This is a genomic window from Acidobacteriota bacterium, assembly GCA_019347945.1.
Taxonomy (GTDB): Bacteria; Acidobacteriota; Thermoanaerobaculia; order Gp7-AA8; family JAHWKK01; genus JAHWKK01.
This window is the reverse complement of sequence record JAHWKK010000017.1, coordinates 16,575-31,544: the sequence shown is the minus strand read 5'-3', so window position 1 is coordinate 31,544 and position 14,970 is coordinate 16,575. Positions and strand designations below refer to the sequence as shown.

Below are 14,970 nucleotides of genomic sequence, written 5' to 3'. Positions count from 1 at the left end.
TCAGTCCTCGTGCCCGTGAGCGTGCGATTCAGGCAAAAGATGTTTGACCTCGAACATCGGGATGATGGGGAGGAACCGAACGAAGAGATAGAACAGCGTCAGGAAGAGGCCGATCGTGCCGATGTACATCGCCCAGTCCCACGCCGTTCCGGAGTACATCCCCCACGATGAAGGGAGATAATCCCGATGCATCGAAACGACGACGATGACGAAACGCTCCAGCCACATTCCGACGCCTACGATCAGGGAAATGATGAACAGCGCTACGGGCGATCTCCTCACGTTCTTGAACCAGAGCAGCTGCGGTGTGATCAGGTTACAGAAAATCAGCATCCAGTACGTCCACCAGTACGGAGCGTGAATCTCTGCGCCCATCCCGGTCCGGTTCTTCAGCATGAAGATCTCGAACTCGCTGGCGCTGTACCAACCGTAGAAGAGCTCCATCACGTACGCGTACGCCACGATGAGCCCGGTGGCGAGGAGGATCTTCGCCATATTGTCGAGATGTCTCATCGTGATCACGTCTTCCATCTTGTAGGCTTTCCGGATCGGAATCGCGAGGTTCAGTACCATTGCGAACCCGGCGTAGATCGCGCCGGCGACGAAATAGGGCGGGAAAAACGTCGCATGCCAGCCGGGAATGATCGATGTCGCAAAGTCGAAGCTGACGATCGTGTGAACCGAGAGCACCAGAGGCGTGGACAGCCCCGCCAGCAGCAGGTACGCCGTCTCGTACCGTTCCCAGTGCCGCGCCGAGCCCCTCCACCCCATCGACGCAAATCCGAAGATCACCTGCCGGACTCTCGTCGTTGCTCGGTCCCGCAGCGTCGCCAGATCCGGAATCATCCCGATGTACCAGAAGATCAGCGAGACCGAACCGTAGGTCGTGACCGCGAAGACGTCCCAGACGAGCGGGCTCCGGAACTGCGGCCACAATCCCATCGAGTTCGGATATGGCATCAGCCAGTAGGCGAACCAGGGACGTCCCGTGTGAAGAAGCGGGAACATGCCGGCGCAGGCGACGGCGAAGAGCGTCATCGCCTCGGCAAAGCGGTTGATGGAGTTTCTCCACTGCTGGTGAAAGAGCAGGAGAATCGCCGAGATCAGCGTACCGGCATGCCCGATTCCGATCCACCAGACGAAGTTGATGATCGCGAATCCCCATCCCACGGGAATGTTGATTCCCCAGATTCCGGTGCCCAACGCGATCAGCGCGACGATCGACACCATCAGCACGTTGAGCAGAAGGAATCCGATCGCGAAACCGAGAATCCATCCCTTCCCGGTCGACTTCAGCGGTGCCTCGGCCAGAGATGAGATCTTGTCGTTGATCGACGAGAAATCGTGCTCTCCGATCAGGATCGGGCCGGCATCGTACGGATCCTTCCGCGCTCGTGCTTCTCTGTCGAGAGGTTCGGTCGTCACGCGGGGATCTCCGGATTGAGGTTTCTCACTGTACCCAGATATGTCGTTCTCGGCTGAGTATTCAGTTCCTCGAGCAGACGGTAGTTATGCGCCTGCGCCTTCAGTTTCGTGACCTGGCTCGTCGGATCATTGATGTCTCCGAAAACGATCGCGTTGGTCGGACAACTCTGCTGGCACGCGGTGCGGATCTCACCGTCTCTGACCCTCCGGCCTTCCCGCTCCGCCGCGATCCGACCCTCATTGATCCTCTGGACACAATACGTGCACTTCTCCATCACGCCACGGGTCCGAACCGTCACGTCGGGATTCCTCCCGAGCTTCAGCGACTCGGTCTCGTAATCGGCGTACTCGAAGAAGTTGAACCGCCGCACCTTGTAGGGACAGTTGTTCGAGCAGTATCGAGTTCCGACACAACGGTTGTAGGTCATGTCGTTGAGGCCTTCATGACTGTGCGTCGTCGCGCCGACCGGGCACACCGGCTCGCAGGGGGCTTTCTCGCACTGCTGACACGGAATCGGCTGATGAAACGTCTGCGGGCGATCGACGCTGCTTCCCTTGTAGTAACGATCGATCCGCAGCCAGTGCATCTCCCGCTCGCGAAGGACTTCCCGCTTTCCGACCACCGGGATGTTGTTCTCAGCAACGCAGGCGATGATGCAACCGTCGCAACCCGTGCAGACTGACGTGTCGATCGACATCCCCCACGCATAACCCGGATAGTTCCAATCCTCGTAGATGTCCGGATCCGCAGCGTGGGCTCCAGGCTCCGCCTCGTGCGGGACACCGGCGATCTCTTCCTCGTGTCCCGGCGTGATCCGCGATTCGTCGTCTTCCATCGGATCCCCCTTCATCGAGGGATCGTGAACGAAACTACCGAGAGAAGCCGCGCGGATGAGATTGCGTCCGTACATCGAGAAGTGCTTCTGGGTACAGGCGATCTCGATCTTCTCGTCCGTCGCGCGGATCTGAGCACTTACGAACCATGGATTCCCGGCCGTCCGGATCACGTACGCATCAAACCCCCGGCCGCTTCCGACGCTGCCCGCGTGCGTCCGCCCGAACCCCGTGTGCAGCGTGATCGAGTCGGGAGCATGCCCGATCGCAATCCAGACCGGAGCCTTCACCATCCGTCCCTGATGAACGATCTCGATCACCTGCTCGCTCCGAAGCCCCAGACGCTGCGCGGTGCCGTGACTCATGTAGGCGGCGTTGTCCCAGGTGACTTTGGTCAGCGGTCTCGGCATCTCCATCAGCCAGCCGTTGTTCGCGAACTGCCCGTCCCAGATTGCCGGATCGGGACGGAAGTTCACCTCGATGCCCCCGGAGACTTCCACGTCGTCAACAGGCCGCGGAGCGAACGGCTCCGGAGGGAAGACGAACCTGCGCTCGGCGAACTGTCCCTTCGGGATCACACCGGCGTGCAGCATCGTCTGCCACCATCTCTCGAAGTCGCCTCCCCCGGTGGCGCGGCCCATCCAGTGTTCTCGAACCGTCTCGTAGGTCGTCGAGCTGATCCGGCCCGTCAGAATGTTCAGCACGTCGATCACCGTTTTGCCGCCATAGAGCGGCTCGATCATCGGCTGGATGATCGACGGGGTCCCGTCGAACGAGACCGCGTCGCCCCACGACTCGAGGTAGTGCGCCGCGTTGATGTGCCAGTGGCAGTGTCGCGACGTCTCGTCGTAATGCGAGCTGAGATGCGCGCGAAGACCACCGACTCGATCCATCGCCTCGGCAAACCTCAGATCACCCGGCGCCGTATAGACCGGATTCCCCCCGAGAATCAGAAGAACCTCGACCGCTCCCGCCCGCATCTCGTCGACGAGCTCGGCGAGCGCTCTCGTCTGGTTCTGCACACGAATCTCGGGAGGAGCGATGTACTCGATCGTGGTTCCCACCGCGCCGATCGCCTGATTCATCGAGCGAATCAACTCATGGGTGCGGGGCGAAAGATGGTCGCCTCCGACGACGACCGCCCTTCCTCTCGCGCCTCGAAGATCGCGCGCGACCGCCGCAACCCACTCCGTTTCCGATCCCCGCGGCGCATCGCTGTATCCTCCGCCGACACCCATCGCGTTGGCGAGCATGTCGGCAACGGCTTCCATATCCGAGGTCCGGACAGGAAATCGATGATCGGCGATCGCCCCGGTGGGAGACGGCATCGACTCGGCCACGTAGAGGCGGCTCATTCGGGGGGATTCGGTTCGGACCCGACGCCGGTCCGCGATCGCTCGCGCATAGTGATGATGTCCCGCTTCCGATCCCATGACGTCCGAATCGAGCACGAGAATCACGTCCGCCTGATCGAAATGATAGCGAGGAACCTGATTTCGCATCGTTGCCGGACGATCGGGAACCGCGGGATCGTACTGAACCCATTTCGCGGCCGGGTAGGTCTGCAGAATCTCCTCGAGCTGCGCTCCGACGGTCGGCGACATCACGGTCTCGGTCAGAATCCGCACGCCCGCCCCCTGATTCGCCGCCCGTGCTTCCATCGCCTGTCCGAGCGTCGAAACGAAATCGCTCCAGGTCGAGATGCGCCCGAGCCTGCGCAGGGTCTGCGATCGATCCGGGTCATACAACCCGAGGATCGACGCCTGGTAGATCGCGTCCGCAGCGCCGAGACTCGACGGATGATCCGGGTTACCCTCGACCTTCGTCGGGCGGCCTTCGTGAGTCTCGACCAGAAGGCCCACCGAGTCGCGACCCAGGCTCATCGTCGTGGCGTAGAACAGCGGCCGGCCGTAGATGATCTCTTCCGGGGCGCTGACATAAGGGATGATCTTCTCCGGCGGTGGACGGTCGCATGCCGTCAGACCGCCGAGCGCGAGCGATGCGCCCATCAGTTTCAGAAAGCTTCTGCGGTCCGTCCGCGAGGCCCATTCCGCACCATAGTTGGGAAACTCGCGGTCGAGCAGCTGACCGAAACCATCCTCTTCGGCGATCTCGTCGAGGCTCTTCCAGAAACGTTCCCCCTCCTGGCCTTCGAGCCTCTGCCGAAAGTCGATCAGGTCGAGCCCGTTCTGTTTCGTGTTCGTCGTCATTTCCTCATCTTCCGGCATCGATCAATAGTGGCACGACGAGCAGCTGTCCAGCCTGCGCGTACCGTACTCCTCGGCCAGCTCGGCCCCGAGCGCCTCTTGATCCTCCGCCTCCCAGTTCATGTCCGTGATCCGGTCCAGCGGCCGCAGATTCTTCTCGGGATGACGGTGACAGTCGAGGCACCAGGACATCGAAAGCGGCTTCTCCTGTGCGGTCAGCCTCATCTCGTCGACCTGCCCGTGACACGATACGCAGCCGATTCCCTTGTTGACGTGAATTGAATGATCGAACTTGACGAAGTCCGCGAGCCGGTGCACCCGCGCCCACTCGAGCGGCACTTCCTCTCTGAAGCTCGCGCGCACCGGCTCCAGCATCTCCGCGTTCGTCCAGATCTGGGAGTGACAGTTCATGCAGGTCTGCGTCGGCGGGATTCCGGCAAAGCTCGACTTCTCGACCGTCGTGTGGCAGTAACGGCAGTCGATTCCGAGCGCCTGCACGTGATGCTGGTGGCTGAACGGGACGGGCTGCTCGAGAGCGTCCCCGGTCTCGCGAATCCACGACGCGCGGTTGAGGGCGATCGCGGCCCCACCAACGAGGGTGACGACCAGCAGAGTGCCGACGATACTTACCTTGGCGAGCGTATTCGCACTTCGGTGAAAGATCTGCATAGGAAATGGATGCGTTGTTCTCTACAGGATGTGCAGACTCAGATCCGCCCGAAGGCAGGCACCTGCGCGGCGCATACACTAACCGACCTGTTGGGGGTTTGTCGACCCCTGATCACGGGATTTTCCGGACCGTCGGACGACAATCCGGGAGCACTCTTTCCGGTGTTCCGTTCCGAGAATCGCCAGGGGAGAGAAACTGGTGGAGGCGGTGGGAATTGAACCCACGTCCGAGAGCTTCGTAGGCCGGGCATCTACATGCGTAGTCCTGCTTTTGATCTCGCCCGTCACCTGCCAGCAGAACGAGGACCGGCGACGAGCCAGCCGCGCTTGGATCTCGGCGTCAACGTCACGGCACCCGTTGACGCCCAGCTCACATTAATGACACTCGATCTGTCCGGCGTGAGCAGCCCGACAGGGAGCGTGACAGCTATTTAGGCTGCCAGTGCAAGATCGTTGTTCGCACTTGCGATTGGTGGACTGATTTACGAGGTTCGTCCAGCTCGGCATGCAACCTGGCGCCGATCAACTCCCGTCGAAGCCGATCGCCCCCATGTTTCAATAGCTTCCAACAGCAATCCTGACCGCTCGATTTCAGAAATCTCGCTCCCGGCCTCCCGATGCCGCCTCCGCTCTGGCGGAATCTTCGCACCAGGCCCGAGCGCGATGACCCTGACGAGCAACACGGTACGTACGATTCTCGAGCTCGCGCTCGAGGAGGACCTCCCCGACATCACGACGGATGCGATCTTCGGAGCCGCCGAAAAGGGCATTGCCCGGTTCCTCGCCAAAGTCGAAGGAGTCTTTGCGGGCGCTCCGTTCATCGAGCACGGCTTCCAGCTCCTCGATCCGGATGCCCGAGCCGAGCTCCATCTCGCCGACGGCGACCCGGTATCCCCCGGGACCGCCATCGCTACGGTCCGCGGCTCCGTCCGCGCACTCCTGACGATGGAGCGGTCGATTCTGAACGTGATCCAGCGCGCATCCGGGATCGCCACCCTGACGTCCCGCTACGCAGCCGCCATCAAAGGCACCGGTGCCGAAATCTACGACACGCGCAAGACGGCGCCCGGGCTGCGACTCCTCGACAAATACGCCGTCGCGGCCGGGGGCGGGCGAAACCACCGGATGGGACTTCACGACATGTTCCTGATCAAGGACAACCACATCGACCGTGCCGGTGGCATTGCGAGAGCGGTCGAGCTCGTCCGCGCGACCGGCTTACGCCGTCCCCTGATGATCGAAGTGCGAACCCTCGACGAGCTCGGCGAAGCACTCGGCACCCGACCCGAATATGTCCTGCTCGACAACATGGACATCGATTCCATCCGCACCGCAGTCGCCGTGACCAGCGACCATAATCGATCGACGGGGAGAACGGTCATCCTCGAAGCGTCCGGAGGCATCACACTCGAAACGATCCGCGCCGTGGCCGAAACCGGGGTCGACCGGATCTCGTCAGGCGCGCTGACCCATTCCGTCACTGCGCTCGACATCTCGATGGACATTCTGTTTTGAGCTCGCCGCCGAGGGCAGCCGCCCGGCCTACCCACGTGAAATCTCCGACCAGTGAGGTCGAACCGATATCATCTGCAGAAGAGTCTGATCAGGAGCTGAAAATGACCGAATCCGAAGAACAGCTATTCAGAGTGGTGGTCGTCGACGACGATCGTGCCATCCGGAAGCTCGTCAAGCTGTTCCTTCAGAGGCAGGGTTACGAGACCGCCGAGTGCGCAAATGGTGCCGAGGCGCGGGAGGAGCTTTGGCATCGCCGGTGGGATCTCGCGATTCTCGACCGCCGCCTTCCCGACATCGACGGGCTCCAGCTCTGCAGGGAAATCAAGGGAGAATACGAATTCCGGAACCGTTACGTGATCGTTCTCACCGGAGAAGACGACCATGAGGACAAGCTCGAAGGCTTCGAGCTCGGCGCGGACGACTACGTCACGAAACCGTTCCAGCCAGCCGAGCTGGTCGCGCGGATTCGCGCTGCACGCCGCATCGTCGACCTTCAGAAGGAATTGCTCGAAAAGAACGAAAAGCTCGCCCGGCTGTCCATCACCGACGGCCTCACTCAGCTGTACAACCACCGCCACCTTCAGGAGTCGCTCGCTCGCGAGTTCGAAGAGGCCCGCCGTTACGAGCGCCCTCTCTCGTTCGCTCTCATCGATCTCGATTACTTCAAGAAGGTCAACGACACCTTTGGTCATGCGGCCGGAGACGAAGTGCTGAAAGAAGTCGCAGCGCGTTTTTCCGACTCGGTCCGGACTTCCGACCTCGTCGCCAGATACGGCGGAGAGGAGTTCGCGGTTCTGATGCCGCAGACTACGCTTGACGACGCAATCCAGTTCGCCGAGAAAATTCGAAATGTGGTGGAGGAAGCGCCGATTCAGACTGACGAAGCCGAAATACGGGTGACAGTCAGTATCGGAGTGGCGTCGAACTCGTTGACCGATTTCGATTCGACCCTCGAGCTGGTGGATTCAGCAGACAAGGCGCTCTATCGGGCAAAGGAGAACGGCCGCAACCAGGTTCAGTGGGAACGCCGGGCCGAGCCCAGACGGACGACTCACCCTGTCAGCTGAGGAGATCGCGCGTCACGAGTCGAATGCGGCCAGCTGCCGGGCCACCTCGTCCTCGAGATCGCTGAGTCCCCTTTCGACTCCCTCTCGATCGGCAGATCCATCGCCTTCCAGGATCTCCTCGAGTCGCGCCCCGTCGCTCGAGATCCGCGCGTACCCGTAGCTCCCTCCCGAACCCTTCAACTGGTGTGCGAGATTCGTCAGTCGCTCCAGCGAGTCGCCCTCGTCGAAACCGGCCTCGACGATCGCCCTCATCTCGACGATTTTCTCCTTCGCCTCGTTGAGGAACTCTTTCTTCAGCTCTTCGAATTCGAAATCCATCGCCGGGGTCCCACGCCCCGCCGGGGAGTCTGCATCGCTCGTGCCGCCCGAGCATCGGGCCCCGATCAACCGACTCAGACGAAATGAAGCTCGCCGAAGCGATCTGGAAGATGAAAATCCGGTGGGTCCGCGAACGTGGGCGCCCAGGACGAGAACTCGTCGCCGTCGGGCGAACGGTCGATCCGGTAGAAATTCACCCACCATACCGCTCCCGAATGGGGTCGCCCGGCATCGAGCCCATCCAACGGTACCTGGAGTGATGCTCGTGTTCGCCACCGCTCTCCCGAACCATCGCGGCGTACGAACCCTCTCCACCGGCAACTCCACGAGAGGTCCGTCTCCATCGTCGAACGAGTCCCGCCGGGGGAGCTGATCCTCGCATCGAAGCGCGCTCCGCGCGGGCTGAGCTCGAGCTCGAAGTACTCCCGTCGCCGCTCTGGTGCGATGAAGACTTCGAACACGTCCTCCTTCCAGAGCGGATCGTCGTTCCCCATCGTCGCCACGACATCCCGTTCATCGTCCGCGTCGAACACGATGCGCAGAATGCGATCGTCGCGCGCGATCTGGAAGGCCGTAGCCCTCCTCGGCGCGCTTCCATCCGATGACAGGACCAGCCGTGAACCCTCGGCGCTTTCGGGCATTGACCACGGTTTCAGCGGATCGAGCTTCTCCTCCACGCAACGGATGACACGAGGATCGGTGTCCGCCACGGCACGCCTCACAAGGGAATGTTTCCGTGCTTCTTCGGAGGGTTGACGTCCCGCTTGTTTCGCGCCATCGAGAAGGCGGCAATCAGTTTGCGCCGCGTCTCACGAGGCTCGATGATCTCGTCAATGAAACCTCGCTCGGCCGCGACGAACGGATTGGCGAACTTCTCCCTGTACTCTTCGATCTTCTGCTTCCGCATCGCATCCGGTTCCGCCGCGGACTCGACCTCACGCCGATAGAGGATGTTGACTGCCCCTTCCGCACCCATCACCGCGATCTCCGCGTTCGGATACGCGAAGTTCATGTCCGCACGGATGTGCTTGGAGTTCATCACACAGTACGCACCGCCGTATGCTTTCCTCGTGATGACCGTAACCTTCGGGACCGTCGCCTCGGCGAGAGCATAGAGGAGCTTTGCACCGTGAATGATGATTCCGCCGTGCTCCTGCTGGACTCCCGGAAGAAACCCCGGAACGTCCTCGAGCACGAGCAGCGGAACATTGAACGCGTCACAGAGTCGCACGAAGCGCGCCCCTTTTCTCGATGCGTCGATGTCGAGCACCCCGGCCAGATACGCCGGCTGATTGGCGACCACGCCGATCGGATGACCGTTCAGCCGGATGAAACCCACGACCAGGTTGCGCGCGAAGGACTCGTGCACTTCGAAAAAATGCCGCTCGTCGCCGACGATCCGGATGATCTCGCGAATGTCGTACGGCTGATTCGAGCTTGCCGGAACGACTTCGTCGAGACTTTCGTCGACCCGGTTGATGTCGTCGTCGGATGGCCGGCTCGGCGGATCTTCGAGATTGTTCGAAGGAAGGAACGAGAGCAGCTCCCGGATCAGCGCGATGCAGTCCTCGTCGGATGCTGCCGCGAAATGTGCGACTCCCGAAACCTCGCTGTGCGTCGTCGCGCCTCCCAGTTTCTCTTTCGTAACGTCCTCGTGCGTGACCGTGCGAATCACCTCGGGTCCGGTCACGAACATGTAGCTCGTGTTCCGGACCATCAGAATGAAATCTGTGATCGCGGGGGAGTAGACCGCGCCTCCGGCGCACGGCCCCATGATTGCCGAAATCTGGGGAACCACTCCGGATGCGAGCGTGTTGCGCAGAAAGATGTCGGCATAGCCCCCGAGCGAGACGACTCCCTCCTGAATCCTCGCACCGCCGGAGTCGTTGAGGCCGACGATCGGAACGCCGTTTTTCATCGCCAGATCCATCAGTTTGACGATCTTCGCCGCATGCGTCTCGCTGAGCGACCCGCCGAAAACCGTGAAATCCTGGGCGAATGCGTAGACTGCCCGCCCGTCGACCAGACCGAATCCCGTGACGACACCATCCCCCGGCACCCGCTGCGATTCGAGTCCGAAGTCTCTCGAACGGTGGACCACGAGCTGATCGATCTCCTGGAAAGAGCCACTGTCGAAAAGAAGAGCGATTCGCTCTCTCGCCGTCAGCTTGCCGGCGTCGTGCTGGCGGTCGATCCGATGCTGGCCGCCCCCGAGCTCACTCGCTTCTTTCCTCTCCCTCAGCACCTGGCGGGCGTCTCTCGTCACATCCTTGCTCTCTCCCGACGCTTCTCCCATGTCGTTTCCTCAACTCCCTTCGGAAGACTCGATTTCCTCGATCTCGGTGAAAACCGGCTCGGCGTCGCAACGGGGATAGAGCTTCTCGACGAACCTCTCGGTCCAGGGGCTGCTCCGGTGCCGTTCCTCCCCTGCCTGGTCGGGAAACGACATCACGTGGACGTATCCGCGACCATTCGACTCTCGAAAGGCGCGATATTCGGTATCCGGCTCGTTCCGTCGAATCGCTCCGAGAAACTCCGTGATCGCCGCTTCGAGCTCCTCGCGCGCCCTCTCAGCGATCGTGTAGCGTGCCGTCTTCGCGACTCTCATACGACGAATGATATGCCTTTCGGCTATCGGGCCCGATCAGCGTTCGTTCTCGGAGCACCTCCGATGAGCTCAGTCCCGGACCGAACCGAAGCGAGATCAGTGACAGCTAACGCCGTACGACACTCCCGGCGGCTCAGGCGCGGTTCTCGGATTCGACGCTCGCAGCCGGCCGATTCGCCTCGGCTCGCGTGCGATCGACGCGCCTCGACTCGCCGATTCCCCGCATCTTCCTGAGCGCCAGAACGATCGCTGGAACGATCGAGATCGTCGAATAGGTACCGGCGATGGTTCCGACGAAAAGGACCCAGGAAAACTCCCGGATGACCTCTCCTCCGAAAATGATGAGCGAGCTGATCGCGAGAAGCGTCGTCCCCGTGGTCAGAACCGTACGGCTCAAAGTCTGATTCATGGAGAGGTTCAGGATCCGGGCGTAGTCGCCCTTGCCTCGCATCTTCCGGAGATTTTCCCGTACGCGATCGTAGATGACGACCGTGTCGTTGATCGAATAACCGACTATGAGAAGCATCGCGGACACGGTAATGATCTCGAACTCGGCACGCATGAATGCGAGCAGCGTGAGCGCGGCTCCGACGTCGTGAATGAGACAGATGATCGCGGCAATACCGAAATTGATGTCGGCAAAGCGAATCGCGATGTAAACCCCCATTGCGAGAATGGCGAGGACGATGGCGAGAAAGGCTTTTCGTTGAAGTTCCCGTCCGATCTGCGGACCGACGGTTTCCTGGCTCAGGACGTTGAAGGAACCGAGGTAGGCTTCGGTTCGAAGCACCTCCAGAATCGCAGGCGTCATTCCTTCGATGGCCTCGACCTGGGACCAGTCGCTGAAAAGCTCGACCGATGATCGTGCGTCGATGATCTCCTGGGCCATCTCTGCTGCTCCGACCTCGGACAGCCCGGCTCTGGTCGACAGGAGCTCGGCGATTGCAGCACTCCCCTGATAATTCAGGTCCAGCTTCGTGTCGCCTTCCTCGTTGAGACTCGTGTGAAGAAGCGCGACCACCTCACCTGCGTAGTCTCCCTCGATGTCCTGCTGCGGAAGGCGGAACAGGATCGAGTTGTCTTCCTCGGGACCGAACCGCTGGATGACCGCGTCGGGCACGATCGACCGCAGACGCGCCGTCTCCGGGGCTTCCTGGAAACGAACGATCACGTTGGCACCGCCGGCAAAATCGATCCCGAGATTCAGCCCCCGCGTCATGATGACCACGAGTCCCGAAAGAACGATCAGGAGCGAGATGATCGTGATCACCCAGCGCCAGCGAACGAAGTCGATGTTCGTGTTTTTCAGTATGTACATGTCAAAGCCCCAATCAGATGCTGATCGCCGTCGGCCGCGTTCCCGGCCGGTTGTAGATCAGATCGAAGATGACGCGTGAAACGAAGAATGCCGTGAAGATCGATGCGCCGAGACCGATCATCAGCGTCACGGCGAAGCCGCGGACAGGGCCGCTTCCGAACTGGAAGAGGAACAGCGCCGCGATCATCGTCGTCAGGTTGGTGTCGATGATCGTGCCGAAAGCGAGACGAAAGCCCTCATCGATCGCAGCGCGGATCGACTTGCCCGCGTCGAGCTCCTCCCTGATCCGCTCGAAAACGAGAACGTTCGAATCGACCGCCATGGCGATCGTCAGAATGATCCCGGCGATTCCGGGAAGCGTGAGCGTCGCGCCGAAGTAGGCCATCAGGCCCAGCAGGATCACGAGGTTCAACGTCAGAGCCACCGCGGCATTTACGCCCGCCAGCTTGTAATAGACCAGCATCAGCAGGACGACCACAACGAATCCGATCATCGCTGCCGTCACACCAGCGCGGATCGAATCGAGCCCGAGCGTCGGACCGACGGTCCGCTCCTCGAGCGTCGTCAGCGAAGCGGGAAGGGCGCCGCTGCGGAGAACCAATGCCAGGTCGAGCGCCTCCTGCTCCGAGAATCTTCCTTCGATGATTCCGTCCGATGTGATCTGGGAATTGATCGTCGGAGCCGACTGCACCTTGTCGTCGAGGACGATCGCCATCCGCCGGTTGATGTTGGCGCCCGTCAGATCACCGAATTTTCCGGAACCCTCGGCCGTCATCGAGAACGCGACGATCGGCTCGCCGAGCTGACCCCGCTGCACGCGGGCGGTCTTCAGATCGGCACCCGTGACGGTGACCTGTCTCTGGAGCAGCCAGTACTCCCGCCCCTGAACCTCGCCGAAGACGTTCACCCTGTCGCCGGGAAGCACCACTACTTCGTTGCGGCTCAGCGTCGGCGGAAGACTCGCGAGTGCGTCTTCTTCGGTCGGCGCGGGACCACCTTCGACGATCCGGAACTGAAGCTGAGCGGTCGTCTTGATGATGTCTTTTACCCGGGCGGGATCATCGACGCCCGGAAGCTGGATGACGATGCGCCTCCCCTCGAGCCCTCCCTGCCTGGCAATGATCGGCTCGGTCACTCCGAGCTCGTCGATCCGGTTGCGGATCGTCTCGATCGCCTGCCGTACCGTCTGCGACTCCATCTCGCTCACGGTCGCCGAGCGAAGTGCGACCTCGACGGCTTCGCCGGAACGGGATACTTCGTACTCGGTCAGAAGGTCCTCGGCGAACGACTCGTACGCGTCCAGGCTCGATCCCTCGGGCGATTCGATCAGGAAGCTGTGCCCTTCGGTCCGGCTGAGCCGAGGCGCCGCGAGCCCCTCCTCTTCCGCTCTGAGCCGGAAGCGCTCCATCGCCTGATCCACCTCGACCTTCAGCGCGTCGTCGGTGTTGACCTCCATCACGAGGTAGGTGCCCCCCTTGAGGTCGAGTCCGAGGTTGATCGGATCGGGCTTGTTCTCCCGGGGAATCAGCACCGAGATGAAGATCGCGATGATCGCGATGATCAGAACGATCTTCCATGTGTATTTTTTCACGACTTCCTCCGCTCAGCTCGCCTTCGCATCGATCAGTGATGCGATGGCGGAGCGTGAGAGTTTGATCTTGACGTTGTCTGCGATCTTCAACTGGACGGTATCGTCATCGACGCTCTGGATGACTCCGTGAATGCCACCATTGGTGATCACGCGGTCGCCCTTCTTCAGCGCGGCCAGCATCTCCCGCAGCCTCTTCCTCTGCTGGTTTCCCGGACGGATCACCATGAAGTAGAAGATCAGGATCACGGCGAAGACCGGAAAGAGGTTGGCGATCAGCGCGGCTGCTCCCCCGGTTGCGGCGGCGATGGTCAGCATTGTTCAGACATTTCCGACATGACCGTTTCGCGGAAGGCTCGAAATCGTCCTTCCATGATCGACTGCCGGATTCCCCCCATCAGATCGAGATAGAACTGCAGATTGTGAATGGTTCCGTATACGGAGGCCGCGATCTCACCACTGACGTGAAGATGTCTAAGGTAGGCTCGTGACACCGATCTGCAAGCCAGACAACCGCAGTCGAGATCGATCGGGTCCGCGTCAGCCCGATAACGTGCGTTCCGGATCGATATCTTCCCTCGTCTCGTGAAGAGAGTTCCGTTTCTCGCATTCCGGGTCGGCATCACGCAATCGAACATCGTCACACCCGCCTCGACCGCCACCAGAATGTCCTCCGGCGTCCCGACGCCCATCAGATACCTCGGCTTGTCGTCCGGCAGAAGCGGTGCCGTCCGGGAGACAACCTCGTGCATCAGCTCCTTCGGCTCGCCGACCGAAAGCCCCCCGATCGCCAGCCCCTCGAATCCCATCGCCGCGATCGCCTCGACGCTCCGCTTCCGTAGATCCGGGTGGGTTCCACCCTGCACGATCCCGAAAATCGCCGAGACTCCCCGGCTCGCGTCGAGCGATCGCCGCGCCCAGCGGTGCGTCATCTCCATCGAGCGCTCGATCTCCCCCTTCGTCTGATCGGGCGCCGGGCACTCGTCGAACGCCATCGCGATCTCGACCCCCAGCCGCTCCTGGATCTCGATCGAGCGCTCCGGTGTGAGAAAGTGCGCGCTTCCGTCGAGGTGGCTGCGGAACTCCACCCCCTCTTCACGAATCTTCCGGATCGCGCCGAGCGAAAAGACCTGGTACCCCCCCGAGTCGGTCAGAATCGGCCCGTCCCACGACATGAACCGGTGCAGCCCGCCCATCGTCTCGACGAGCTCCACGCCGGGGCGGAGCATCAGGTGGTAGGTGTTGCAGAGGATGATGCCGGGGTCGAGGGCCCTGAGCTGGTCGATCGTCAGCGCCTTGACCGCGCCAACGGTCCCCACCGGCATGAAGAAGGGGAACGGAATGTCTCCCCGTTTCGTACGGAGAGCTCCCGCGCGGGCTTCGCCGTCCCGCGCATCAATGCGAAAATCGATCAGCGCCAC

13 protein-coding genes and 1 other RNA gene are annotated in these 14,970 nt (G+C 61.4%); 2 read left to right on the top strand and 12 right to left on the bottom strand.

Features of this window, described 5'->3' with window-relative positions:
- The 4 genes from nrfD to ssrA form a co-directional block, all read right to left on the bottom strand.
- On the bottom strand, positions 1-1,425 hold the full coding sequence (gene nrfD, locus KY459_11555; GenBank protein ID MBW3565351.1) for a polysulfide reductase NrfD: 1,425 nt from the start codon (positions 1,423-1,425) through the stop codon (positions 1-3).
- Positions 1,422-4,469 carry a TAT-variant-translocated molybdopterin oxidoreductase gene (locus KY459_11550; protein ID MBW3565350.1) on the bottom strand — a complete coding sequence of 1,016 codons (3,048 nt, stop codon included), beginning with the start codon at positions 4,467-4,469 and terminating at the stop codon, positions 1,422-1,424. The genes nrfD and KY459_11550 overlap by 4 nt, the downstream gene beginning before the upstream one ends.
- 21 nt (positions 4,470-4,490) lie before the next feature.
- Positions 4,491-5,135: a cytochrome c family protein gene (locus KY459_11545; GenBank protein MBW3565349.1), complete on the bottom strand. Its 645-nt coding sequence runs from the start codon at positions 5,133-5,135 to the stop codon at positions 4,491-4,493.
- A gap of 197 nt (positions 5,136-5,332) precedes the next feature.
- Positions 5,333-5,685: a transfer-messenger RNA gene (ssrA, locus tag KY459_11540) on the bottom strand.
- Between the two features lie 113 nt (positions 5,686-5,798).
- On the opposite strand from ssrA, the gene nadC reads away from it, so the two are divergent.
- A complete protein-coding gene (gene nadC, locus KY459_11535; protein ID MBW3565348.1) occupies positions 5,799-6,650 on the top strand; it encodes a carboxylating nicotinate-nucleotide diphosphorylase in 852 nt (283 codons plus the stop codon).
- Positions 6,651-6,751: 101 nt separating this feature from the next.
- Positions 6,752-7,717: a diguanylate cyclase gene (locus tag KY459_11530; protein ID MBW3565347.1), complete on the top strand. Its 966-nt coding sequence runs from the start codon at positions 6,752-6,754 to the stop codon at positions 7,715-7,717.
- 12 nt (positions 7,718-7,729) lie between these two features.
- On the opposite strand, the gene KY459_11525 is transcribed toward KY459_11530, so the two are convergent.
- The 8 genes from KY459_11525 to tgt form a co-directional block, all read right to left on the bottom strand.
- Positions 7,730-8,035 (bottom strand): Hpt domain-containing protein, encoded by a 306-nt coding sequence (locus tag KY459_11525; GenBank protein ID MBW3565346.1) that lies wholly within the window; start codon positions 8,033-8,035, stop codon positions 7,730-7,732.
- A 74-nt stretch (positions 8,036-8,109) separates the two neighbouring features.
- Positions 8,110-8,745: a carbohydrate-binding family 9-like protein gene (locus KY459_11520; GenBank protein ID MBW3565345.1), complete on the bottom strand. Its 636-nt coding sequence runs from the start codon at positions 8,743-8,745 to the stop codon at positions 8,110-8,112.
- An 8-nt stretch (positions 8,746-8,753) separates the two neighbouring features.
- Complete coding sequence (locus KY459_11515) at positions 8,754-10,331, bottom strand: acyl-CoA carboxylase subunit beta (protein ID MBW3565344.1); 1,578 nt, start codon at positions 10,329-10,331, stop codon at positions 8,754-8,756.
- 9 nt (positions 10,332-10,340) lie between these two features.
- Entirely contained in the window at positions 10,341-10,643 is a 303-nt protein-coding gene (locus KY459_11510; protein MBW3565343.1) for a hypothetical protein, read from the bottom strand.
- Positions 10,644-10,776: 133 nt separating this feature from the next.
- Entirely contained in the window at positions 10,777-11,961 is a 1,185-nt protein-coding gene (gene secF, locus KY459_11505; GenBank protein MBW3565342.1) for a protein translocase subunit SecF, read from the bottom strand.
- 13 nt (positions 11,962-11,974) lie between these two features.
- The gene (gene secD, locus KY459_11500; protein ID MBW3565341.1) at positions 11,975-13,552 is read right to left on the bottom strand and encodes a protein translocase subunit SecD; all 1,578 of its coding nucleotides are present in this window, start codon (positions 13,550-13,552) and stop codon (positions 11,975-11,977) included.
- Positions 13,553-13,564: 12 nt separating this feature from the next.
- Complete coding sequence (gene yajC / locus KY459_11495; protein ID MBW3565340.1) at positions 13,565-13,867, bottom strand: preprotein translocase subunit YajC; 303 nt, start codon at positions 13,865-13,867, stop codon at positions 13,565-13,567.
- A complete protein-coding gene (gene tgt / locus KY459_11490) occupies positions 13,861-14,970 on the bottom strand; it encodes a tRNA guanosine(34) transglycosylase Tgt (protein ID MBW3565339.1) in 1,110 nt (369 codons plus the stop codon). Before tgt ends, yajC begins: the two co-directional genes overlap by 7 nt.